This window comes from Prochlorococcus marinus str. MIT 1214 (assembly GCF_027359355.1).
GTDB classification, from domain to species: domain Bacteria; phylum Cyanobacteriota; class Cyanobacteriia; order PCC-6307; family Cyanobiaceae; genus Prochlorococcus_B; species Prochlorococcus_B marinus_F.
Window position 1 is genome coordinate 177,727 of the sequence record NZ_CP114777.1, and the last position, 22,986, is coordinate 200,712.

At 36.7% G+C, this 22,986-nt stretch carries 23 protein-coding genes; 17 read left to right on the forward strand and 6 right to left on the reverse strand.

All coding sequences use genetic code 11. From position 1 onward, the window contains the following. Positions 1–105 precede the first annotated feature (105 nt). The 6 genes from typA (at position 106) to ccsB (ending at position 6,960) form a co-directional block, all read left to right on the forward strand. Entirely contained in the window at positions 106–1,908 is a 1,803-nt protein-coding gene (typA, locus tag O5639_RS00920) for a translational GTPase TypA (protein ID WP_269624647.1), read from the forward strand. Then, a complete protein-coding gene (locus O5639_RS00925) occupies positions 1,908–2,288 on the forward strand; it encodes a DUF309 domain-containing protein (RefSeq protein WP_269624648.1) in 381 nt (126 codons plus the stop codon). Before typA ends, O5639_RS00925 begins: the two co-directional genes overlap by 1 nt. A gap of 135 nt (positions 2,289–2,423) precedes the next feature. After that, complete coding sequence (locus O5639_RS00930; RefSeq protein WP_269624649.1) at positions 2,424–3,980, forward strand: hypothetical protein; 1,557 nt, start codon at positions 2,424–2,426, stop codon at positions 3,978–3,980. A 75-nt stretch (positions 3,981–4,055) separates the two neighbouring features. Beyond that, positions 4,056–4,781, forward strand: a complete 726-nt coding sequence (gene lptB, locus O5639_RS00935; protein WP_269624650.1) for an LPS export ABC transporter ATP-binding protein — start codon at positions 4,056–4,058, stop codon at positions 4,779–4,781. Between the two features lie 6 nt (positions 4,782–4,787). Then, positions 4,788–5,975, forward strand: a complete 1,188-nt coding sequence (locus O5639_RS00940; protein WP_269624651.1) for an LptF/LptG family permease — start codon at positions 4,788–4,790, stop codon at positions 5,973–5,975. A gap of 37 nt (positions 5,976–6,012) precedes the next feature. Further along, entirely contained in the window at positions 6,013–6,960 is a 948-nt protein-coding gene (gene ccsB / locus O5639_RS00945; RefSeq protein ID WP_269624652.1) for a c-type cytochrome biogenesis protein CcsB, read from the forward strand. Between the two features lie 18 nt (positions 6,961–6,978). Here the strand turns inward: ccsB and rpe are convergent, their stop codons facing one another. Next, positions 6,979–7,731, reverse strand: a complete 753-nt coding sequence (rpe, locus tag O5639_RS00950; RefSeq protein WP_269624653.1) for a ribulose-phosphate 3-epimerase — start codon at positions 7,729–7,731, stop codon at positions 6,979–6,981. Between the two features lie 199 nt (positions 7,732–7,930). Between rpe and glpX the strand changes: the two genes are divergently transcribed. The 7 genes from glpX (at position 7,931) to O5639_RS00985 (ending at position 14,980) form a co-directional block, all read left to right on the forward strand. Further along, the gene (gene glpX, locus O5639_RS00955) at positions 7,931–8,935 is read left to right on the forward strand and encodes a class II fructose-bisphosphatase (protein ID WP_269612688.1); all 1,005 of its coding nucleotides are present in this window, start codon (positions 7,931–7,933) and stop codon (positions 8,933–8,935) included. Positions 8,936–8,965: 30 nt separating this feature from the next. Beyond that, a complete protein-coding gene (locus tag O5639_RS00960) occupies positions 8,966–10,291 on the forward strand; it encodes a glutamyl-tRNA reductase (protein WP_269624654.1) in 1,326 nt (441 codons plus the stop codon). A 105-nt stretch (positions 10,292–10,396) separates the two neighbouring features. Next, positions 10,397–11,692, forward strand: a complete 1,296-nt coding sequence (locus O5639_RS00965) for a glucose-1-phosphate adenylyltransferase (RefSeq protein WP_269624655.1) — start codon at positions 10,397–10,399, stop codon at positions 11,690–11,692. A gap of 161 nt (positions 11,693–11,853) precedes the next feature. Further along, positions 11,854–13,272 carry an NADP-dependent phosphogluconate dehydrogenase gene (gene gndA, locus O5639_RS00970; protein WP_269624656.1) on the forward strand — a complete coding sequence of 473 codons (1,419 nt, stop codon included), beginning with the start codon at positions 11,854–11,856 and terminating at the stop codon, positions 13,270–13,272. A gap of 5 nt (positions 13,273–13,277) precedes the next feature. Further along, on the forward strand, positions 13,278–13,994 hold the full coding sequence (pgl, locus tag O5639_RS00975; protein WP_269624657.1) for a 6-phosphogluconolactonase: 717 nt from the start codon (positions 13,278–13,280) through the stop codon (positions 13,992–13,994). Between the two features lie 34 nt (positions 13,995–14,028). Continuing rightward, the gene (locus O5639_RS00980; RefSeq protein ID WP_269624658.1) at positions 14,029–14,604 is read left to right on the forward strand and encodes a CIA30 family protein; all 576 of its coding nucleotides are present in this window, start codon (positions 14,029–14,031) and stop codon (positions 14,602–14,604) included. After that, a complete protein-coding gene (locus tag O5639_RS00985; protein WP_269624659.1) occupies positions 14,591–14,980 on the forward strand; it encodes a coat protein in 390 nt (129 codons plus the stop codon). Before O5639_RS00980 ends, O5639_RS00985 begins: the two co-directional genes overlap by 14 nt. A 1-nt stretch (position 14,981) precedes the next feature. Here the strand turns inward: O5639_RS00985 and ilvD are convergent, their stop codons facing one another. From ilvD to O5639_RS01000, 3 genes are read right to left on the reverse strand one after another with little or no spacing between them, the layout of a single operon-like run. Further along, entirely contained in the window at positions 14,982–16,652 is a 1,671-nt protein-coding gene (ilvD, locus tag O5639_RS00990; protein ID WP_269624660.1) for a dihydroxy-acid dehydratase, read from the reverse strand. A 32-nt stretch (positions 16,653–16,684) separates the two neighbouring features. Then, positions 16,685–16,984 (reverse strand): hypothetical protein, encoded by a 300-nt coding sequence (locus tag O5639_RS00995; protein ID WP_269605336.1) that lies wholly within the window; start codon positions 16,982–16,984, stop codon positions 16,685–16,687. 23 nt (positions 16,985–17,007) lie between these two features. After that, the gene (locus O5639_RS01000; protein WP_269605338.1) at positions 17,008–17,625 is read right to left on the reverse strand and encodes a uracil phosphoribosyltransferase; all 618 of its coding nucleotides are present in this window, start codon (positions 17,623–17,625) and stop codon (positions 17,008–17,010) included. Between the two features lie 71 nt (positions 17,626–17,696). On the opposite strand from O5639_RS01000, the gene O5639_RS01005 reads away from it, so the two are divergent. From O5639_RS01005 to purQ, 4 genes are all read left to right on the forward strand, one after another. Continuing rightward, entirely contained in the window at positions 17,697–18,209 is a 513-nt protein-coding gene (locus tag O5639_RS01005; RefSeq protein ID WP_269624661.1) for a pentapeptide repeat-containing protein, read from the forward strand. 20 nt (positions 18,210–18,229) lie between these two features. Continuing rightward, complete coding sequence (gene cobW / locus O5639_RS01010; protein ID WP_269624662.1) at positions 18,230–19,297, forward strand: cobalamin biosynthesis protein CobW; 1,068 nt, start codon at positions 18,230–18,232, stop codon at positions 19,295–19,297. A 409-nt stretch (positions 19,298–19,706) separates the two neighbouring features. Then, positions 19,707–19,979 (forward strand): phosphoribosylformylglycinamidine synthase subunit PurS, encoded by a 273-nt coding sequence (gene purS / locus O5639_RS01015; protein ID WP_269605342.1) that lies wholly within the window; start codon positions 19,707–19,709, stop codon positions 19,977–19,979. A gap of 4 nt (positions 19,980–19,983) precedes the next feature. Further along, complete coding sequence (gene purQ, locus O5639_RS01020) at positions 19,984–20,637, forward strand: phosphoribosylformylglycinamidine synthase subunit PurQ (protein WP_269624663.1); 654 nt, start codon at positions 19,984–19,986, stop codon at positions 20,635–20,637. Between the two features lie 72 nt (positions 20,638–20,709). On the opposite strand, the gene O5639_RS01025 is transcribed toward purQ, so the two are convergent. Together O5639_RS01025 and O5639_RS01030 are read right to left on the reverse strand one after the other, a co-directional pair. Further along, positions 20,710–21,777, reverse strand: a complete 1,068-nt coding sequence (locus O5639_RS01025) for a class I fructose-bisphosphate aldolase (RefSeq protein WP_269624664.1) — start codon at positions 21,775–21,777, stop codon at positions 20,710–20,712. A gap of 100 nt (positions 21,778–21,877) precedes the next feature. Further along, entirely contained in the window at positions 21,878–22,978 is a 1,101-nt protein-coding gene (locus tag O5639_RS01030) for a Gfo/Idh/MocA family protein (protein WP_269624665.1), read from the reverse strand. Positions 22,979–22,986 lie beyond the last annotated feature (8 nt).

The window sequence follows — 22,986 nt, forward strand, 5'->3', positions numbered from 1 at the left end:
TTTTTTATTCGATATTTTAATTGGCATTTAAAACAGCTAAATGAAGTCATGGTGAGATATTCTTTAACTTTCTATTTACCAAAGAAATTTTAATTTTTTAAAATTATGGGTTTTGATATACAGGCCATTAGAAATATCGCAATAATTGCTCACGTTGACCATGGTAAGACAACTCTGGTTGATGCACTTTTAAATCAATCTGGGACTTTTCGAGATAACGAGGAAGTTCCGACTTGTGCAATGGATTCAAATGATTTGGAACGTGAAAGAGGTATAACAATTCTTTCTAAAAACACAGCAGTAACATATAACGACACCCGTATAAACATTGTTGACACTCCAGGTCACGCTGATTTTGGAGGGGAAGTCGAGAGGGTATTGGGTATGGTAGATGGCTGTCTTCTTGTGGTTGACGCCAATGAGGGGCCAATGCCACAAACTCGATTCGTTCTAAAAAAAGCTTTAGAGCAGGGTTTAAGACCTATTGTGTTTGTGAATAAAATTGATCGTGCAAGGGTAGAACCTGAAACTGCGGTCGATAAAGTTTTAGATCTTTTTTTGGAATTAGGAGCTGATGATGATCAATGTGATTTTCCTTATTTGTTTGGGAGTGGATTAGGTGGTTTTGCAAAGACTGATGTTAAAAGTGAAAGTGATAATATGAAACCTTTATTTGAAGCAATTATTAGGCAAGTTCCTCCTCCAGTGGGGGATCAGAATAAGCCTTTACAACTACAAGTCACTACTCTTGATTACTCAGATTTTTTAGGAACAATAATTATTGGAAGAGTCCATAATGGTGTGATTAAAAATGGCCAAAGAACTTGTTTGATAAAAGAAAATGGGAGTTTGAAAAAAGGAAGGATTAATAAACTATTAGGATTTAAGGGATTAAAAAGAATTGAAATAGATGAAGCAAATGCTGGAGATATAGTTGCCTTGGCTGGATTTGAAGATGTTTCTATTGGAGAAACTGTAGCCTGTCCTGATGAACCGAAGCCTTTACCTCTAATAAAGGTAGATGAGCCAACATTGCAAATGACTTTTGTTGTAAATGATTCTCCATTTGCAGGAAAAGAAGGAAAATTTGTAACCAGTCGTCAGTTGAAGGATCGTTTAAACAAAGAACTTCTTACGAATGTTGCATTAAGAGTCGAGGCTACAGATTCACCTGATCGTTTTTCTGTTAGTGGAAGAGGAGAGTTGCATCTAGGAATTCTCATAGAGACAATGCGAAGAGAGGGGTATGAATTTCAAGTTTCTCAACCACAAGTCATTTTTAGGACCATTGATGAAATTAAATGCGAACCGGTTGAGACCCTAGTCCTTGATGTACCTGAAGCTTCTATTGGCGCTTGTATTGAAAGCCTTGGGGTGAGAAAAGGTGAAATGCAAAATATGGAAACGGGTACTGATCATCGAACTCAACTTGAATTTGTTATTCCATCAAGAGGTTTAATTGGATTTAGAGGCGAATTTATTCGTGCAACAAGAGGTGAAGGGATTATGAGTCATTCGTTTTTTGAATACAGGCCATCAGTAGGTGATTTTGAACAAAGGAGAAATGGTGTCCTTATTTCATTTGAAGAAGGTGTAGCTACTTTCTATTCCTTAAAAAATGCAGAAGATCGTGGACAATTTTTTATTACTCCTGGAGCCAAAGTTTATAAGGGAATGATTATTGGAGAGAATAATCGCCCACAAGATCTTGAATTAAATATTTGCAAGGCTAAACAACTTACTAACATGCGTTCAGCCGGTGCAGATGAGTTAGATCAATTGCAATCCCCAATTGAAATGACATTAGAAAGAGCCCTTGAATACATTGGACCAGGGGAGATGTTGGAAGTTACTCCTGAATCTATAAGGCTTAGAAAAATTAATGCAAAGAAAAATATGAAAAAATAATGACTCGTATAGATAAACAAGACGATTTATTTATTAATGATTCTCGTTTTGAAATAGGAATGAATTTATTTAACTCTTGTCAGTGGTACAAATCTCATGATGTCTTTGAAGAAATATGGCACGAGACTGGAGGGCCTGAAAGGATGATTTTGCAGGGCATATTACAAGTAGCTGTTGCACAAGTTCATCTGGAAAATAGAAATCTAAACGGGGCGACGATACTTTATGGAGAAGCTTTGGGTAGATTAAAAAGATTTCATTTAGCTAATTATGGATTAGATATAGAAGGACTTTCTAATTGTGTTTCAAAGAGATTAGAATTTCTACAAATTGGAAAGGACCTCGCTGGTTGCAGCTTGCCCGTTCTCAGTTTCCTTTGAAGACTTTGTTAAGTCCCTTACAGTTTTGCTATTGAAAAAGCGTTGATTTCATTTTATTTTTCTTGTTATGCTTTTTTCTTTACTTCAAATTTTATGTATCCAAATTATATAGATCTACATTCTGCATAAATCAAAATGGAATTTAAAAGAATCAATCAAATACAATTACCTGATAAGCATTTTTATGAAATATTTTTACCTCTTTTATTTGTAATTATAGGTTTATTTGGTGCATTTAATCATGCTCTTTGGAGAGATGAGATGCAAGGTTGGCTGGTGGCTTTTCAAAGTGATAATTTAATAGATTTATGGAAGAATAACGCACCATCTGGACATCCTGTCCTCTGGTCATTATTAATTTATTTTTCAAAAAATATTACTGGTACACCCATAAGCATGCAACTCATGCATTGGTGTTTAGGCAGTTCTGCGATTTTAGTCTTTTGGAGATTTAGTCCTTTTAATTTAATTACTAAAGCTCTCTTTACTTTTGGATATTTTCCTTTTTGGGAATATTTCTTTGTTTGTCGTCATTATGTTATTGCAGAATTAATAATATTTATCTTTTGTTCTATTTATCATTTAAAAGAGAAAACCTACATACCATTTTCTTTATGTATTGGCCTTTTAGCTAATACACAAGCTTTGTCTTGGTCATTAGCATTTGCTATAGGAATGACTCTTGTCTTTGATTGGTTCTTTAATCCAAATCAAAGAAAAATTTATAAAAGAAATAAAAATTGGATTATTGATTTGACTTCTAGTATTACTATTTCCTCTACATTATTATTTTTTGGAGCTTTTAGTCTTCTTCAGGTAAGAGATTCAGTTAAGTTGCTTTCTTCCTTTATAGATATACGTCACTTTCTTAGAGTTATCGGACAAATTTTTGGAGGATATACGCTTATTATTCCTAATTCAAGTAGATTTTTTGACTTGTTTTTATGTGCTTTAATCACTTTAATTTTGCTTGTCAGTACAATTACATTTATAAAATTTTATCGTCAAGCATTAATTTATTTTTATAGTGGTATTGTATTTCTATTTCTTTTTAATTACTTTTTATTTTTGGGAGATGGATCAAGACATTATGGATATTATTTTTTATTGATTATCTCTTCATTGTGGTTGGCTCTATCTAATCAAGATAAGCAACTTATGTTTTCTAATCAGCAAAACTTATTCACTAAAGGTAATTTATTATATTTTCCTACATTACTTACCATTTGTTTGACTGTTCATTTTGTTGTTGGGACTCATATGGTTATCAATGATTTTCGTGTACCGTATTCAAGTGGAAAGGAAACCGCTCACTATATACAGACTAAGGGATGGGAGGATCTTCCAATATTTGCGACTAGAGATGTTGAAGTAGTGACTGTATCTGGATACCTTGATCGAGAATTCTACTTTCCTGAATTGAAGGGGTTTGGAAGTTATGCTCAGTGGGCTAATCGTCAAATATTAGACAGAACTAAAACACTTGATGAAGTCCAAATTTATTTAGATAAATTTCCCAAAGTAAATAAATTATTACTACTTTTAAGTAATCGCTCATCTATTAAGAATCTGGAACCAGGCGAATCTCTTTACCGTGAAAAATTTAAAGTAATTGCTGATTCAAAATTTGAGAACTCCTTTCATGATTCAGAGATGTTCTACATATATAGGGTTGAGAGAATTGTTGATTAACCTTATATATTAAAGGTATAGTTTAATCTCAGATAATCCTTATGTATAAGCTTCACCCTCATAGATTCTGTTGAAATGACTCTACTTATCGAGAGTTTGGACTTAACCTTATCCAATAAAAATATTGTAAAAAACGTTAATTTAAATGTTAATCCTGGTGAGGTTGTAGGCCTTTTGGGGCCAAATGGCGCTGGTAAAACTAGTACTTTTAATATGATAGTGGGCTTGATTAAGCCAAACAAAGGCAATATCTACTTGGAGGGAAATAGCATAAAAAAATTTTCCATGACAAAAAGAGTTCAATTAGGAATAGGTTATTTACCTCAAGAACCAAGTATTTTTAGAAATCTTACTGTTCTTGAGAATTTGGATATTGCGCTTTCTCAAGCCAACTTATCAATTTCTTTGTTTAGGAAAAAACGCGAAGAATTGATTGAGGAATTTAATTTGGTTTCTTTCCTTGATCGTTTTGGCCATCAACTTTCCGGTGGAGAGAGACGAAGATGTGAAGTAGCTAGAGCTTTAGCGGTGGGACGCTTAGGACCGAAATTTTTACTTTTAGATGAGCCTTTTGCAGGAGTTGATCCTATCGCTATTAATGATCTACAGAATTTAATTAGGAAATTAAAAAATAAGAATATAGGAATATTAATTACTGATCATAATGTTAGAGCAACATTGGCCATAACCGAACGTTCTTATATTCTTAATCAAGGCGAAATCCTTGCAGATGGATCTTCAGATCAGCTAACAAAAAATGAAGTCGTTAAAGAGAGTTATCTTGGAAATTCATTCGATTAATTAGCTATGTTTAATAGTCTATTTTTATTATTTAGATTTCAAAATTTAGTAGAAAGGAAATGGAAAATAATTCCATTGTTAGATAGATGGATACTTTTTGAATTATTGCCTCCTTTATTTTTTTCTATAGCCGCTTTTACAGTTGTTTCTATTTCAGTAGGAGTTATTTTTGATTTGATTAGGAAAATAGTTGAGATTGGGCTTCCTTTTTCTCTTGCTATTCAGATTCTATTACTAAAGCTCCCTAGTTTTATAGTTATTTCTTTTCCTATGGCAATGTTACTTTCAACTTTATTAGCTTATGGAAGTCTTAATGATAATAGTGAAATTAAGGCATTAAAAAGTATTGGTATATCAATCTATAGAATTATTTTGCCTGGGTTAATCTTATCAATATTTATGTCCTATATGACGTTTATCTTTAATAATAACATTGTTCCTATTACAAATAAAAATGCTGAAATCCTCTTAACTAATTCTTTAGGTAGATCTTTCGCAAATGAACAAGGAGAAGATATTATTTTTTCAAAGAAAGGAGAAATTATAGATCCATATTCAAGCTATAAAAAAAGAGGAGTTACTCATCTTTTCTATGCCTGGAAATTTATTGATGGACAGATGTTAGATGTCACAGTAATTGATTTCTCAAAACTAGGCTTTACTCAAATGCTTAAGGCGAAAAAAGGAATTTGGAATAGCGATAAAAACAATTGGGAATTTTTTGAAGGAGATATTTTAACTCTTAGCCCAGATGGAAGTAATACAAGAACTAAATTCTTGAGTTTTCTATATCCATTAGGTACTGAACTTACGAATATTGCACAACTGCCAAAAGACGCAAATGATATGAATCTTGGTGAAGCAAATTCGGCTATGAAGTTATACCAAAATAGTGGCAATATTAAAGAAGCTAGAAGAATGAAGGTAAGAATTCAAGAAAAATTTACTTTACCAATCGCTTGTTTAGTTTTTGCTTTAATTGGTTGTAGCTTTGGGGTGATGCAAAAAAAAGGAGCAGGTAGAAGTCAAAGTTTCGGATTAAGTATTATTTTGATACTTATCTATTATATTTTGAGTTTTAGTTTTAGCTCTCTTGGAGTCAAAGGAATAATAAATCCTTTCTTTGCTGCCTGGTCTCCAGTTTTTTTGTCTATCTTAGGAGGAAGCTTTTTGTTAAAACAGGCAAGCAAATGATCTGCTCTTTCTAAATAATCTCTAGTAGCTTTTATCAATGGTTGATTTTCAGTTAAATAATTTTTCTTTTGATCCTGTTGTTTCTCTTGGGTTCGTAGCCTTTCTTTCCTTATTAATTGCTTTGCCTATTTCTTTCTGGTCAGTTGCTGGTAGCAGTGATTCCTCCAAAGCTAGATTTTTAGTAGCAATATCCAATCTTTTTCTAACTAGTCAATTGATCCTGAGATGGTGGCAATCGGGACATTTCCCAATCAGTAATCTCTATGAGTCACTTTGCTTTTTGACATGGGGTTGTACGTTGACTCAACTTTTTGTCGAAAGAGCATGGCGCTCTCCAATCGTTTCCGCAGTTGCGACGCCTATCTCATTGCTTTCAATTGGTTTTGCTAGTTTTGTATTACCGGAGAATTTACAATCTTCTGCTCCTTTGGTTCCAGCACTTCGTTCTAGTTGGTTGGTAATGCATGTAAGTGTGATCATGTGTTCTTACGCTGCATTACTAATAGGATCAATTTTGTCTTTTGGTGTCTTTCTTGTTGATGGAACAAAACAATTTAATATCCGTAATAGCTCCTTCGGATCTGGTTCGTTTAGGCAAAATTCTGAGCTATATCTTGATGACAGAAATGATAGCTTAAATTCAATACAACCACTTGAATTTACAAATGCTGAGCAACTTGATTCTTTAAGTTATAGATCAATAACTGCTGGATTTTTATTGCTAACAGTTGGTCTTATTAGCGGTGCTGTTTGGGCTAATGAAGCTTGGGGTAGTTGGTGGAGTTGGGACCCTAAAGAAACTTGGGCTTTAATATGTTGGTTGGTTTACGCGGCATATTTGCATACTAGGTTAACAAGAGGATGGCAAGGGAAAAAGCCTGCTATGCTAGCTATTGCAGGCTTTTTTGTCATTATTATTTGCTATATAGGTGTCAATCTTCTTGGGGTTGGTTTGCATAGTTATGGTTGGTTTTTCGATGCTTAGTTATTAAAATTAAGTTAATTATTTTTCAATAATTTTCCCATTCTGTGCGTCATTGGCAACTTTTCTTAGTGCGTCACAACCTTCTTTAAGTGTTGGATAAGCAAACATACCACTTCCTGCTATGAAACAGTTTGCTCCTGCAGCGCAGCATTGAGATATTGACCAATCTGCTTTTATTCCTCCATCAACCTCTATATCTACGTTAAAGCCTCTTTCTAAAATTATTTTTCTTAATTGAGTGATTTTGTTGAGCATTGTGGGTATATAAGCTTGTCCGCCAAATCCAGGGTTAACTGTCATTACTAGTACGTGATCAACCATGTCAAGTACATCCTTGACCATATCCATTGGAGTATGAGGATTAAGGGCTACGGAGGGAGACCCGCCTAGTTGACGAATCCTGCCGAGAATTCGATGAAGGTGAACATTAGCTTCAGCATGAGCAATTACGACTCCTGGCTCTCCGTTCGCTCCCTTACTCGCTTCTACATATCCATCAAGCATGGTTTCGCAATTGTATTGACTAACCATTAACTGAGTCTCAAATGGAACTTTGCAATACTTTCTGCATGCGGAAATCATTTCTGGGCCGAATGTGAGATTTGGAACAAAGTTCCCATCCATCACATCAAATTGAATTCTATCTACACCTGCTAATTCAAGGTCTTTTACGCACTGGCCCATATTTGCCCAGTCTGCTGGCAGGACTGATGGGATTATCTGAACTGGACGGTGCTCAGAAAAAATTGCTGACGAAATGGATTGGATCATTGTTTTTGTCTTTTGGCAGAGATTCTATTAATTCATGGACACAAGTTCTAGTGTGACCATGCACTGATACAGTAATTATCGCTTATCAACAGATAATAAGTTTTTTGTGAGTACTTTTTTCTGAGCATTTTTCAATGCCCTCAATTACTTACAATATTGTCTGCCTTAAGGCGTAAATTTCTTTACCTAGCTGCATAAAGTGGATCGTACTCTCGTCCAAGAAATTCTTGAAGTAGTTGAGCAAGCTGCAATTGCTTCAGCTCAATTGACTGGTTTGGGTCAAAAAGATGAGGCTGATGCCGCTGCCGTAGAGGCAATGCGAAAGAGAATGGGAACGATTCAGATGCAAGGAAGGATCGTAATTGGAGAAGGAGAAAGAGATGAAGCTCCAATGCTTTATATCGGAGAAGAAGTTGGATCAGGCACAGGCCCAGGAGTTGACTTTGCTGTAGACCCCTGCGAAGGAACAAATTTATGTGCTAATAGCCAGCGTGGATCTATGGCCGTTCTTGCGGCCTCAGACAGGGGAGGTTTATTTAATGCTCCAGATTTTTATATGAATAAATTAGCTGCTCCACCAGCAGCTAAGGGCAAAGTTGATATCAGAAAAACACCTACAGAAAATATAAAAATATTGAGTGATTGCCTTGGTATCGCAATAAGTGATTTAACTATTGTTGTGATGGATAGAGCTAGACATAAAAATTTAGTTTCCGAAATCAGATCTACAGGTGCCAGAATTCAGCCGATTTCAGATGGAGATGTTCAGGCCGCAATTGCATGTGGATTTGAGGGGACTGGTACGCATTGTTTGATGGGTATTGGCGCTGCTCCTGAGGGTGTTATTTCAGCCGCTGCTATGAGGGCACTTGGGGGACATTTTCAGGGACAACTTGTTTATGATCCTGCAATAGCTCAAACTTCAGAATGGGCTGACTATACAAAAGAGGGAAATATTAAAAGATTGAACGAAATGGGAATAACTGATATCGACAAGATCTATGAAGCAAATGAACTTGCTTCAGGAGAAAATGTTGTTTTTGCTGGTAGTGGAATAACTGATGGATTGCTTTTTGATGGTGTTAAATTTGAAAAAGATTGCACCAGGACTAGTAGTCTCGTTATTAGTACGCTTGATCAGACAGCAAGATTTACTAATACTGTTCACATCAAAGATGGTGCTCAAAGCATCTCTTTGAAGTGAGATTTAAGTAAATAAAGTAAGGGGCTATATATGCATATTGCTGTCGTCGGTCTTAGCCATCGCACGGCCCCAGTCGAAGTGCGTGAAAAGCTAAGTATCCCAGAAGAACTCGTTGAAAAATCTTTTAATAATTTAAAAAAAATTGATCAAATACTTGAAGTTTCTATATTGAGTACATGTAACAGGCTTGAGATTTATAGCTTAGTTAAGGACCCGCAATTGGGAATAGAAGCAATTAAATCTTTTCTTCTTGAATTTTCGGGCCTTGAGGATGAGATCCTTTCCCCACACTTATTTAACTTTGTCCAAGAGAAAGCTGTTTCTCATGTGATGAGAGTTTCTGCTGGTTTGGATAGTTTGGTTTTAGGTGAAGGACAGATCCTGTCACAAGTAAAAAAAATGGTCCGTCTTGGCCAAGACCATCAAAGTCTAGGTCCTATTTTGAATAGATTATTAACTCAGGCAGTTAGTACTGGTAAACGCGTAAGAAGCGAGACAAATCTGGGAACTGGAGCAGTCTCTATAAGTTCTGCGGCTGTAGAACTAGCTCAATTAAAACTTGGTCAAGCGCACGGAAAAGATCAATTGATGACTTTAGAGACTGAAAAGGTCGCTGTTGTTGGCGCAGGTCGAATGAGTCGTTTGTTGCTACAGCATCTCCAATCAAAAGGATGTTCTTCACTGACTCTTTTAAATAGAACGAAAAAAAGGGCTGAGGATCTTTCTGCAGCGTTTCCCGATATTCAAATTGATTGTCAATTAATAGATGAGCTTGATAGTTGTCTCTCACTCAGTACTCTTGTATTTACCAGTACAGCTGCTAATGAACCAATTATTGATGCTGAAAAATTGATAAAAATAGATAGAAAACCTTTGTTAAGGCTTATTGATATTGGAGTTCCAAGAAATATTTCTTCTGATGCAAAATCAGTTTCTGGAATTGAATCTCATGATGTTGATGACCTTCAAGAAGTCGTTTCACGAAATCAAGAGGCAAGACAAAAGCTCGCCCTAGAAGCTGAAGGATTGGTAGAGGAAGAATGTCGTATTTTTCTAGAATGGTGGGATAGTTTAGCGGCTGTTCCAACTATTAATTGTCTTAGATCTGGTTTGGAGGCCATCAGGAAAGAAGAACTTCAGAAGGCATTAAGCCGAATGGGACCTGATTTCTCTGCTAGAGAGCGAAAAGTTGTCGAGGCATTAAGCAAGGGTATTATTAACAAAATACTCCATACTCCAGTCACAAAATTGAGAGCACCTCAATCAAGAAATGATCGCAGAGCTGCTCTTGATGTGATTGAAAAACTTTTTAATCTTGATGTTTCTAGTGCTTTAAATAAGCCCAAAAACAACTGATATTGTTATTTACTTTTGAATTTCTTACTACATATCGCTTTTTTCTGGATTAATGAGCACTCTATCCAGTAAGTTTGCTCCGAATAGCCGATTAATAGTGCCTTCATGAAGAGAGTACTTGCCATCATTCTTGGCGGTGGAAAAGGATCACGCCTATATCCATTAACGAAAATGAGGGCAAAACCTGCTGTTCCACTCGCAGGTAAATATCGATTAATAGATATTCCCATAAGTAATTGCATAAATTCGGACATCAGTAAAATGTATGTTCTTACGCAATTCAATAGTGCTTCACTTAATAGGCATATTGCTCAAACTTATAATCTCAGCGGACCTTTTGGTCAAGGTTTTGTAGAGGTTTTAGCCGCTCAGCAGACACCAGAAACACCATCTTGGTTTGAGGGGACTGCTGATGCTGTACGAAAATATCAATGGCTTTTTCAAGAGTGGGATGTTGATGAATATTTGATTCTCTCTGGAGATCAGCTTTATCGAATGGATTACAGCTTATTTGTTGAACAGCATAGAAAAACAGGAGCAGATTTAACAGTTGCAGCCTTGCCAGTTGATTCAACTCAAGCTGAAGCATTTGGTTTGATGCGTACCGATGAATCTGGGAATATTAAAGAATTCCGTGAGAAACCAACTGGTGATTCTTTGAAAGCAATGGCTGTGGATACTTCAAGGTTTGGCTTGGATGTTAGTGAGGCTAAAGAAAAACCTTATTTGGCTTCAATGGGTATTTATGTTTTTAGTCGTGCCACTCTTTTTGACTTATTGAATAAATTCCCCTCCTATACAGATTTTGGAAAAGAAATCATTCCTGAAGCTTTAGGAAGAGGAGATAAACTCAAAAGTTATGTGTTTAATGATTACTGGGAAGATATCGGAACCATTGGTGCATTTTTTGAGTCAAATTTAGCTTTAACTCAGCAACCAACTCCTCCATTTAGTTTTTATGATGAAAAGTTTCCTATCTACACAAGGCCTAGATATTTGCCACCTTCAAAAATTGTAGATACCCAAATAACTGATTCAATAGTATCCGAGGGATCAATTCTGAAATCTTGCAGCATTCATCATTGTGTATTGGGAGTAAGGAGTCGAATTGAAAGTGACGTTGTTCTAAATGAAACATTAGTTATGGGATCTGATTTTTACGAATCTTATGAGGAGAGAATAGCTCTAAGAAATGGAGGAGGTATCCCATTGGGAGTTGGACAAGGAACAACTGTTAAAAGAGCAATTCTCGACAAAAATGCTCGTATAGGTGAAAATGTCACGATAGTGAATAAAGACAATGTTGAAGAAGCTGATCGGGCAGATCAAGGCTTTTATATTCGTAATGGAATAGTTGTCATCGTCAAAAATGCCACAATTCCTGATGGATGTATTATTTGATTTTTATTTAATCTTATAGAAATTTAATAAGCCTAGTTTTTGCAAGAATTTATTATCAAATATTTATTGAAAGAATTCTTCATCCCTGACATTGAGCTCCTTTATGCAGCGAAATGATCCCACAGTCGTCACACTATCTCAAGTAGAAACTTATTAACTTAATGACCAAGGCACATTTTGGATTAGTCGGTCTTGGAGTGATGGGTGAGAACCTTGTTCTTAATGCAGAGCGAAATGGTTTTTCTAGTGTGGTCTATAACCGTACTTATCAAAAAACTGAAGATTTTCTTTTAGGTAGAGGATTAAATAAATCAATTCAAGGAGCGAAGGATCTTCAAGAATTTGTTTCAAAGTTGGAACGTCCAAGAAGAGTACTAATGATGGTTAAGGCTGGATCAGCTACTGATGCTGTTATTAATCAGATTTCACCTTTCCTAGAGGAAGGTGACTTGCTCATCGATGGTGGAAATGCCCAATTTATGGATACAGAAAGAAGAGTAAAAGAACTTGAGAGCAAGAGTTTTGGATACATCGGGATGGGTGTATCGGGTGGGGCGAAGGGTGCATTGGAAGGACCAAGCATGATGCCTGGTGGCACAAAGACTTCTTACGACGCCATAGAGAGTTTGTTGAATAAAATGGCAGCGCAGGTTGAAGATGGACCTTGTGTGACTTATATCGGCCCAGGGGGGTCAGGACATTTTGTTAAGACCGTTCACAACGGAATTGAATATGGTATTGAACAAATTTTGGCTGAGGCCTATGACTTGATGAAGAGAGTTTGTGGAATGAGCGGTGATGAGATGGCATCTGTTATGGACTATTGGAATAAAACCGAGGAGCTTTCCTCCTATCTTGTTGAAATCACAGAGGCATGTTTACGAGTTAAGGATCCTGATGATAGTTCCGATCTTGTTGAAAAGATAATGGACAAGGCGGGCCAGAAAGGTACTGGCTTATGGACAGTCGTAAGCGCGCTTGAACTTGGTGCTTCTGTCCCAACTATCTATGCATCTTTGAATGGAAGGGTTATGAGTTCGATGAAAGATCAAAGAAATTATGCAGAAACAATTTTGAACGGCAATAAGCCTTCGTTTGTTGATTTTGGAAAGCCTTCTGATGGAATGCCTTTGCTTATGGATGCAGTCGTTTTGGCTACAATAGCTAGCTATGCCCAAGGTATGGACATTTTACGACTTGCTTCTGATGAATATAATTACGATCTTGACATGCCCTCGATAGCTCAAATATGGAAAGGTGGTTGCATAATAAGGTCTACTCTTTTGAGTCGTATACAGGATGCATTTAAAAAAGATCCGAAGTTAAGCAATCTTATTCTAGATAGTTGGTTTACTGAACAGGTAAATAATCGTCTTTCTGGTCTGACTCAGGTTGTTTCTGCTGCTGCTAATGCTGGAATTCCAGTTCCTTGTTTAAGTAGTACTCTTGATTATTTAAATAGCTTTAGAACCTCTAGACTTCCCCAAAATTTGGTTCAGGCAATGAGAGATTGTTTTGGCTCTCATACTTATGAGCGCGTAGACAAAGCCGGATCATTTCACACTGAATGGATTGATTGATACTAATGACTAAATATGAAATTCAAGTTTCAGAAGACAAAAACACACTCGCTCAAGCTGCCTCTGATTTGATTGCTCAGATTGTTGAGTCAACTTTAAAAATTAAAAATAAAGCAAAAATTGCCCTTTGCGGTGGTTCGACTCCTAAGGCTGCTTATTCTTTATTGGGTAAAAAAAATATTGATTGGATGAACGTCGATTTGTTCCTTGGAGATGAAAGATGGGTTGACAATGAATCTCAAGATAGCAATTGCTTTCTATTGAATAATTCATTATTTAAAGAAGGTAACCCTTCCCTACAAGCATCATTTTTTAGTGTTTCAACCGTTGAATTAGCATCGCCAGAGGAAAGCGCTAAAGATTATGAAAAAATTTTGAAAAATAATTTGGATGGGGATCCACCAAAATTTGATTTAATTTTATTGGGCTTGGGAGATGATGGGCATACAGCCTCCCTCTTTCCTGGCTCGGATGCATTATTTGAAAGAGATAGCCTAATAACTGTTGGTGAAGGTAAAGGTCATAAAAGAATTACCTTTACAAGTAAACTACTCAGTTCAGCAGACAATGTGGTCTTCCTAGTCAGTGGATCTGCTAAACAAACGGCTCTTAAACGTCTACTTGATGAATCAGAATCATGGGAGCGAACACCTGCAAAATTAGTTTCACCAAACTCTGAAATTATTGTCTTAGCTGATAAAGATGCTTACCCATCTTCCTAATTAGATTATTGTATGAGTAGAGCATACTTCTTAATTGATTCCTGATTCACCACCGACTGAAATTTCAATAACTCCTCTCATACAGGGGGCAGAATTTTCAGATTGGAAATCTCTGAATGACACAATTATGGGCGGATCAAGTCTTGCAAAGTGCCGTTCTTCAGAGAAAGGCTTATTTCTTGAGGGTAACATAGTAGAAGAAGGCGGTGGCTTTGTTAGTTGCCGCTCTCCAATTTTTGATAAGCCTTTTAATCTTTCCAAATATTCTGGATTAATTCTTGAAGTTGAAGGAGAAGGGAGAACATTGAAATTTGCAATTGCTTGTGAAAAGAAACCTTTATCACTATCAAATCTTCTAAAAGGTGATATTCGTTGGGTGGCATCAATACCCACAAAGAAAAACGGAGTTAGTAGTATAAAAATACCCTTTAAAGATTTGGAACCGGCTCGTCGAGCAAAGCCTGTTCGGCTACCGCTTAGTTTTGATCCCACTTGTATCAATAGATTTCAAGTACTCCATTCAAAATTTGGTCAGCCAGGCAAAATGAACTCAGGGTTTTTTTCTGGTCCTATCAAAGTCTTAATTAAGTCAATTAGTGCATACTCCTGATTCGAAAGATAGCTTGATAGCTGAAGTTGCCAAAGCGGCAGATCTTTGTATGAAGCCATATGTTCATTCTGTTTTTTTAGAAAATCAATTAGATGATGATTCTGATGACTTGATTTTTAAAATTCAATCTAGAAATATAGACGGCGAAAGAGAAGAATCTATGGATATTGAACTTGAAGTGTATAAAAGTGGGAATGATGTAAATATGACTATATCTTGGAAATCATTAATTGATAGGCCGATATTATGGCAAGGGAAGCATGCTGTTTGGATGGATAGCTCATCTGGTGTCCAATGCGAAACGCCTTCATATGGAAAACTTTTTGAGTCCCTTGCGAGAAAACTCAGGACAGTTTTTAAGGCTTCGTTAAACTGAACTATATTTGATCGGTTGTAGCTCCTTGGCTTGATGAACTTACTAGTCTGGAATACTTTCCAAGAATGCCTGTCTTATATCTAGGCTTTGGCTTCTTCCATTTCTCTTTCCTTATAGCTAGTTCTCGGTCTTCCACATTTAACTGAATTAATAATTTATTAGCGTCAACAGTAATACTGTCTCCTTCCTCTACTAACCCAATTGTTCCTCCAACGGCTGCTTCTGGAGCAACGTGGCCGACCACTAATCCATATGATCCCCCACTAAATCGGCCGTCTGTAATTAGAGCAACTTTCTCTCCCAACCCTTGACCTACAATTGCTGAAGTTGGAGAGAGCATTTCTCTCATCCCGGGTCCTCCTACAGGCCCTTCATATCTAACGACTACTACATCTCCAGCTTTGACTTTATTGTCTAGAATTGCAGCTAAGCATTCTTCTTCACTCTCAAAAACCCTTGCAGGCCCAGTTAAAACAGGAGTTTTGACCCCACTGATTTTTGCGACACTTCCTTCACTAGCTAAATTTCCTTTGAGAATAGCTAGATGTCCTTTCTTATAAATAGGATTTGATATTGCTCTGATAACATCTTGATTTTCTTTGGGCTTTGAGGGGATATCTCTAAGAACTTCTTTAATTGTTTTACCTTCAATGGTTTTGCATTCTCCATGAAGCATTCCTGCATCGAGGAGTAATTTCATTACTTGAGGAATCCCCCCGGCTTGATGTAAGTCTACCGTTACGTATTTACCGCTTGGCTTGAGGTCGCAAATTACAGGAACAGTTTGTCTTATACGTTCAAAGTCATCGATTGTTAAATCAACTCCTGCAGTCCTCGCTATTGCAAGTAGGTGAAGGACAGAATTTGTTGAGCCTCCAACAGCCATGATGACACTGATCGCATTCTCAAAGGCTTTTTTTGTGAGTAAATCTAATGGTCTGATGTTGTTCTTAACTGCATTGACAAGCACCTGAGCACTCTTGGCAGCGCTCTCTGCTTTTTCATCATCTACAGCTGCCATTGTTGAACTAAATGGCAAACTAAAACCCATCGTTTCAATTGCCGCAGACATGGTGTTTGCAGTGAACATGCCACCACAACTACCAGGACCAGGGATAGCATTTTTTTCTACTGCTATTAAACGTTCTTCGTCTATTTTCCCACTTGTTAATTGACCGACAGCTTCAAAAGAACTAACTACGGTTAGGTCGCAACCGTCTAATTTCCCGGGCTTAATTGTTCCTCCGTAAACAAAGATTGAAGGTATATTCATTCTTGCCATTGATAACATTGCGCCGGGCATATTTTTGTCACACCCACCTATTGCCAATACACCATCCATGCTTTGAGCGTTGCAAGCTGTCTCAATTGCGTCAGCAATAACTTCTCTTGAAACTAATGAATATTTCATCCCTTCTGTTCCCATAGAGATGCCGTCACTAACTGTTATGGTCCCGAATGTTTGAGGCATTGCACCAGCCTCTTTTAAAGCGGCCTCTGCTCTATTAGCCAGATCCATTAATCCCATATTGCATGGGGTTATTGTGCTGTGACCATTAGCGATTCCAATGATTGGTTTATTAAAATCATTATCATCAAAGCCAACAGCTCTAAGCATTGCTCTGTTAGGTGACCGCTGAATACCCTGTGTTATCGCATTTGATCTAAGCATTTGATTTCTATTTAATTGTTTAAAAATTAGAATTAATTAGAAGATCCCAGGTCTTCTAATTGTTTCCGTACGTCTGCTATTGCCGAATTAAGCTGTTCAACACGTTGCTCAAGGTGTTCGTTGGTTTGATTCCCTAGAGTATTTGATTCTAATTCAGTTGCCTCAGAGCCATCTTGAATTCTTGGTGCATAAAGCATTGCCTTTTGCTTTCTGGTTTCTTGCCTTTTCTCGGCTTCAGAAAGTAACCACCAAGCTAAACCTGCAGCTCCAAGTACGGCACCACTAATTAATGATGCCAAACTTCCTGAATTTGAATCTCGATATTGGCTCATGGTTTGAATAACTTCCTTAAATGCTAGTCCGATGAGGTGACTCTGGTTTTGATACGTAATGATGGATCACCAATTCCAGGTGATAGTTCACTTTCTGATATTAATTCAGGATCTATACAAGCACAATAAATATTCAAATCTTGAATATTTTCACCGATTTCTTTAAGTCCTTGATTAGCAGCTAATGCTGTAATCACTCTTATCCTTCTTGTATCAATTTTTTTATCTTTAAGATGATTTAAATCTTTTAAAAGTTGTTTACCGGTTGTTATTTGATCTATGTAAAAAATAATTCCTGCATTTTCCTCAATTTCTTTAGGTAGCCCGCCAATACACAAATTTGAATTAGGAATTAAATTTCTAGCACCTCTAAAGAGCTCAAGCCCTGCAGGCAAATAAGGAATTGCCAAAATAGGAATATTTGGATCAATAATTGAACATTCAGTTGTTCCTGCTGAAGTAGTGATCTGTTCTTTTTTACTTGGGATCCAATCTCTTAGAGCTTCATAAGTGAGCCAGGTGCCAAGTTGTTCTAGGCCTGTTGCATAGAGGATTTCTGGGGTAGTAGGGTTCCTTAAAATAGTTAACCAATGTGATATGAGTGGGTGAGGAGGAACTATTACTCTTAAGCTCATTGACATGATTCATTCTTGGCCCTATTTGCCATAACGTGAATAATTAAATTACCTGTTAAAAGTCCTTTTAAGCTCCAATGAACAAAAAAACTTCTTTCATCTCTGATTTTAAAGCAATTATTTTTGCTGCATTACTTATTTTTGTTTTGATTTTTCCTGGTCAAAGTGTTTTTGCTAGAACGCCTGCTGAGATTCGCAATCAAGAAGAACTCAATATTTCGCAGGATATGTCTAGCCAGGATTTAAGTGGAAATGATTTCGTAAAACTAGATCTGAAGGGCATAAATTTCAGTGAATCAAATCTGACAGGAGCAGTATTTAATAATAGTAAATTGAATGGAGCAGATTTGCATGGTGCGCAGCTAAATGACGCTTTGGCATATGCAACTGATTTCGAAGGAGCTGATTTAAGGGATGTTGACTTCAATGGTGCATTATTGATGGAAAGTACCTTCACAGATGCTCTTATTGAAGGAGCTGACTTTACAGATGCAGTGATAAGTCGAATACAACAAAAAGAACTATGTTCTATGGCTTCTGGAACAAATTCAAAAACCGAGGAGGATACAAGCTATAGTCTTGGTTGCTGACTTGTTGAACAAAAATAAAGATGAGTGATAGTCGTCTACCAGTTACTGTGGTTACTGGTTTTTTGGGCTCTGGCAAAACAACACTCTTGAGACATCTTTTAAGTGAAGCTCATCAACGTCTAGCTGTAGTAGTTAATGAATTTGGAACAGTAGGCTTAGATGGAGACCTTCTTAAAACCTGTGGCTTTTGCTCTGATGATGAAGTAGATGAAAGAATAGTTGAATTGAATAATGGCTGTTTATGTTGCACTGTTCAAGAGGACTTCTTACCTGCAATGGAAGCTTTGCTCCTTAGATCAAATCAGCTTGATGGAATCATTATTGAAACCAGTGGTCTTGCTTTGCCAAAGCCTTTACTGCAAGCTCTTAATTGGCCTGCAATAAGAAGTAAGGTTTTCATTAATGGTGTCGTAACTTTGGTTGATGGATATGCTCTTTCAAACGGAAGTCCAGTGGGTGATTTAAAAAGTATTAATGAACAAATAACAAATGATAATAGTATTGATCATTTAACTCCAATAAATGATCTTTTTAGAGATCAATTGATTTCTGCTGATCTCGTTTTGATTAGTAGGTCTGATTTGCTTTCTGCAAAAAGCTTTTCATTGGTTAGGGATGAGGTAAAGAAGCAAGGGAATTCCATTACTAATATTCTGCCAATATCTAATGGAAAAATTGAACCTTCAGTAATTCTCGGCCTTTGCAAAGAACAAAACAATATTTCTCGATCAGATCAAAATGACCATGACCATGACCATGACCATGACCATGACCATGACCATGACCATGACCATGACCATGTTGATGTAATAAGTGAGCATTTAAGATTTGAATTCCCAATTAATCAAAATTTATTGAAAGAAATACTTTTAAAACTTGTTCCGGATTATCAAATTCTTCGAATAAAAGGGAGATGCTGGATAGAGGGTAAGGCTTTGCCCCTTCAGATCCAAATGGTTGGATCTAGATTTAATTCATGGTTTGAGAGCGCGAATGATGATTCTTGGAAACCTTCTAAGGCTGGGATTGATTTAGTCTCTTTGAGTCTGAAAGGCGGAGTTAAAAAAGCTTTTGAATCTTCTTTTTAATTAATCGGTTCAAATTATTATATTTATATTAAAAATAGGTTGTATTTTTATTTTTATCCGCGATTCTTTGTGAGTTAGGAGATAATTCTCTTAAACCAATTTTTTAATAGTTTCTAACCGGACTTTTTGTTGTGAGTCAAGCAGTTTCCACTACCGAGAAAAATGAAGTTCAGATTGTTGCCAATGCTTTGAATCTGAAGACCTGTAATAAATGTGGCGGTAATGGTTATATGAAATCTAGCCCAAATTGTTATCACACTTGTCTGACATGCCTAGGTAAAGGATTAATAAGTGAACAATGAGAAAGTATCAATTAGAAATTTATCAAATATTATCTACAATAACTTTGTAACCTTCTTTCTTGGTTTAACTAAGGGAAGGCAGTAGGAAATCCCATTGATTTTTAAAAGTGTCTTTATTTAAAGCAAGAGTTTTTGTTCATTTAAGACCTTCTGTTTTGGATCCGGCCGGAGAGGCTACTAGGTCAGCTACTAAGAGATTAGGAATAGAAGGAGTTACTCAACTAAGAATTGGTAAATCTATTGAACTTGAGATCGAAGCGGCAAATAAGGAGGAAGCTCGATCGAAGATTGAGTTAATGAGTGATCGATTGCTCGCAAACCCTGTTATTGAGGACTGGTCTTTGGAATTTAAGGACGAACAGAAAACTCTTACAAACTAAATAAATGAATATCGGAATTATTGTTTTTCCTGGATCGAACTGCGATAGGGACGTCAGGTGGGCTACTGAAGGATGCCTGGGAATTCCTACAAGTTTTCTATGGCATGAAACTACTGATTTAAGTGGTTATGACGCAATTGTCATTCCTGGGGGTTTTAGTTATGGAGATTATTTACGTTGTGGAGCGATAGCAAGATTCGCACCTGTTTTAAATTCTTTAATCTCTTTTGTTGATAAAGGTGGAAAAGTTCTTGGTATTTGTAATGGGTTTCAAATACTTACTGAACTTGGTCTCTTGCATGGAGCTTTGACAAGAAATAAGAATCTACATTTTATTTGTGATAAAGCAAATTTATCTATTGAAAGTACAAAATCATCTTGGATGAAAAATTATAAAAAACATGATTCTATTTCACTACCTATTGCTCATGGAGAAGGGAGATATCAATGTAGTAATGACGTCTTGAAAAAATTGCAGGATGATGATTCGATTGCTCTAAGATACGCTCATAACCCAAATGGATCAATCAATGATATTGCTGGAATTACAAATAAAAAAGGAAATGTTTTGGGGATGATGCCACATCCTGAAAGAGCTTGTGATGATGCTTTAGGCAATATTGATGGCAAGTCAATTCTTAGTACACTTCTTTCTTGAATTTATAAATCAAGGCATTAAAAAAGCTGCTATCAAAATGAGAGATAGCAGCTTTTTATTAGCTTTTTTAGCTTAGTACTTATATCCAGCTACAAATAGTTGTTCATCAGAAGAAGGCTGAGAACCAGCAACATACAATCCTTTTGATGCCTCAGAGTTTGCTTGAGCTCTAGCTATGAGTGCTTTTTGTCCATCAGCAGTGTTCGAGCCTTTCCATGCTTTTAGACATGAATGTTGTAAAGCACGACCATATGAGAATGAAACATTCCACTTAGCCTTTCTGTCGATCTTATTCATCAGATTTAAATAAACTGATGCAGCTTCCTCGCTCAAGCCACCTGAAAGGAAAGTAATACCAGGGACACTTGCAGGTACACAGCGTTCCATTGTACGGATTGTCATTTCAGCTACTTGCTGAGGATCAGCTTTTGTTGAGCTGTCAGCACCTTGAACCGTCATTGATGGCTTTAGAAGAGTTCCCTCTAGAAGTACTCCGTTTAATTGGCAAGCTAAGTAAACTTCTTTGATTACTTCTTCTTGAACTGCTGCTGTCTTTTCGATTGAATGTGAACCATCCATTAAGATTTCTGGTTCAATAATTGGAACCAGACCAGATTCTTGAACTGATCTAGCGTATCTTGCTAAACCCCAAGCATTTTCTCTAATAGAAAGTTTAGAAGGACAACCATCGTCTGTTATTTGAAGCACTGCTCTCCATTTAGCAAATCTTGCACCTTGCTCGTAATAATCAGCAGCTCTTTCAACAAGACCGTCTAAACCTGAACAAAAAGTTTCTACATCGTGTCCACCAGCTAATGGTCTTAGACCTTTATCAACCTTGATTCCTGGAATTATTCCTAGCTTCTCAAGCTTTTTAACCATTGGCTCACCATCTGGATGGTTTTGGAAAAGAGTTTCTTCAAAAAGAATCGCTCCGCTTATGAAGTTTCCAAGACCTTCTGTGGTGAAAAGCATACCTCTATATGCTTTTCTGTTGTCCTCAGTGTTCTCAACACCTATTGAAGCAAGCCTTTTACCTACTGTTTTAGTTGATTCGTCAACAGCAAGAATCCCTTTGCCTGGCTGGGCTATGGCACTTGCCGTTTTCTTTAGTTCTTCTGCGTAGTACGAGAGTGCCATTTATGCAACAAAAATTTCCTTAAGATTATTCCATATCAAAGGCCCTTTTTGTGGCTTATTACACCTAAAAAAGAAAATTTATATTTTTCTGTGCATTTCTCTAATTGATTTCAAGCTTCATTCCAATCGAGTTTGATTCTTTAACCTTGTCACAAACAATTTGGCTTGCTAATCCCTCAGCTAAGCCTGGAATAACTGGTGTACCGTCTTTTATGCTTTGAACCCACCAGTTTTGTATTCTTGCTACTGGGGCAATTCGTCCATCTGTCCAAATTTTTGAAAAAGAAAGATCTGAATCTGGTTGAATACTTTTAAGAACTTCTTCCTTAGTTGAGAACCACAGCCCAAATCCGTGCACATAATCTTTCTGATTATCACTGCTAAGAATAAGAGTTCCATTGCGCCCATAAATTTCTAGACTAAAACCTCGGCTTTGTTTTGTTACGGCAGAGAGATTTACTTGAGCTGGAATCAAATTGTTATTAATGCTTTTAATTTGTAGTTGAGAAATGCTTACATCTTCACTTGTTACTTTTTTAGTGTTTTTTGATTGGGTACAAAATCTTTGTTTGATTGAAGTTGCATTTATTGCGCTTAATGAATGAGTTGGACCAATGAGCCAATGAATCATGTCAAAAGCATGGGTGCCTAACGCGCCCAATACCCCTCCACCAGAATCTTCGTCTGAATACCAATTCCATGGTCTATCTGGATTAGCTCTGCTGCTCATTAGCCAATCTAATTTTACAAAATATGGTTCATCTAGTTTCTTCTCGTTAATTATTCGCTTTGCTTGCATGAACTGAGGAACCGCTCGATATTCGTAATCGACAGCTATTTTTAAATTTCTTTTTAGAGCATTTCTTTGAAGCTCTTTTACTTCTTCAGAGTTTAAGCAAATTGGCTTTTCTAGTAAAAGATGTTTTCCTCCTTTAATTGCCTCTAGTGCAAGCTCGTATCTGGGTGCTGGCGGAGTAGCTATGATTATTCCATCTACTTTGGAATCATTTACTAAATCCTCCCAGGTCTCGTAGGCACGAAGATTGTGCTTATTACAGGCTTCTTTAAGCCTTTCTGGCCGAGGATGCCACAATCCCACAAGCTCAATATTCTTATTAGATAATGATGCAGGAATATGAACACTTTCACCGAAACCCAGTCCTGCAATTGCTATGCGAATCGGATGATCTGTATTGATCATTCTTTTAA

Bases quoted from the DNA above. Each gene is read 5' to 3' on its own strand.
- typA (WP_269624647.1), top strand. From the start codon at position 106: ATGGGTTTTGATATACAGGCCATTAGAAATATCGCAATAATTGCTCAC.
- O5639_RS00925 (WP_269624648.1), top strand. From the start codon at position 1,908: ATGACTCGTATAGATAAACAAGACGATTTATTTATTAATGATTCTCGT.
- O5639_RS00930 (WP_269624649.1), top strand. From the start codon at position 2,424: ATGGAATTTAAAAGAATCAATCAAATACAATTACCTGATAAGCATTTT.
- lptB (WP_269624650.1), top strand. From the start codon at position 4,056: ATGACTCTACTTATCGAGAGTTTGGACTTAACCTTATCCAATAAAAAT.
- O5639_RS00940 (WP_269624651.1), top strand. From the start codon at position 4,788: ATGTTTAATAGTCTATTTTTATTATTTAGATTTCAAAATTTAGTAGAA.
- ccsB (WP_269624652.1), top strand. From the start codon at position 6,013: ATGGTTGATTTTCAGTTAAATAATTTTTCTTTTGATCCTGTTGTTTCT.
- rpe (WP_269624653.1), bottom strand. From the start codon at position 7,731: ATGATCCAATCCATTTCGTCAGCAATTTTTTCTGAGCACCGTCCAGTT.
- O5639_RS00960 (WP_269624654.1), top strand. From the start codon at position 8,966: ATGCATATTGCTGTCGTCGGTCTTAGCCATCGCACGGCCCCAGTCGAA.
- O5639_RS00965 (WP_269624655.1), top strand. From the start codon at position 10,397: ATGAAGAGAGTACTTGCCATCATTCTTGGCGGTGGAAAAGGATCACGC.
- gndA (WP_269624656.1), top strand. From the start codon at position 11,854: ATGACCAAGGCACATTTTGGATTAGTCGGTCTTGGAGTGATGGGTGAG.
- pgl (WP_269624657.1), top strand. From the start codon at position 13,278: ATGACTAAATATGAAATTCAAGTTTCAGAAGACAAAAACACACTCGCT.
- ilvD (WP_269624660.1), bottom strand. From the start codon at position 16,652: ATGCTTAGATCAAATGCGATAACACAGGGTATTCAGCGGTCACCTAAC.
- O5639_RS00995 (WP_269605336.1), bottom strand. From the start codon at position 16,984: ATGAGCCAATATCGAGATTCAAATTCAGGAAGTTTGGCATCATTAATT.
- O5639_RS01000 (WP_269605338.1), bottom strand. From the start codon at position 17,625: ATGTCAATGAGCTTAAGAGTAATAGTTCCTCCTCACCCACTCATATCA.
- O5639_RS01005 (WP_269624661.1), top strand. From the start codon at position 17,697: ATGAACAAAAAAACTTCTTTCATCTCTGATTTTAAAGCAATTATTTTT.
- cobW (WP_269624662.1), top strand. From the start codon at position 18,230: ATGAGTGATAGTCGTCTACCAGTTACTGTGGTTACTGGTTTTTTGGGC.
- purQ (WP_269624663.1), top strand. From the start codon at position 19,984: ATGAATATCGGAATTATTGTTTTTCCTGGATCGAACTGCGATAGGGAC.
- O5639_RS01025 (WP_269624664.1), bottom strand. From the start codon at position 21,777: ATGGCACTCTCGTACTACGCAGAAGAACTAAAGAAAACGGCAAGTGCC.
- O5639_RS01030 (WP_269624665.1), bottom strand. From the start codon at position 22,978: ATGATCAATACAGATCATCCGATTCGCATAGCAATTGCAGGACTGGGT.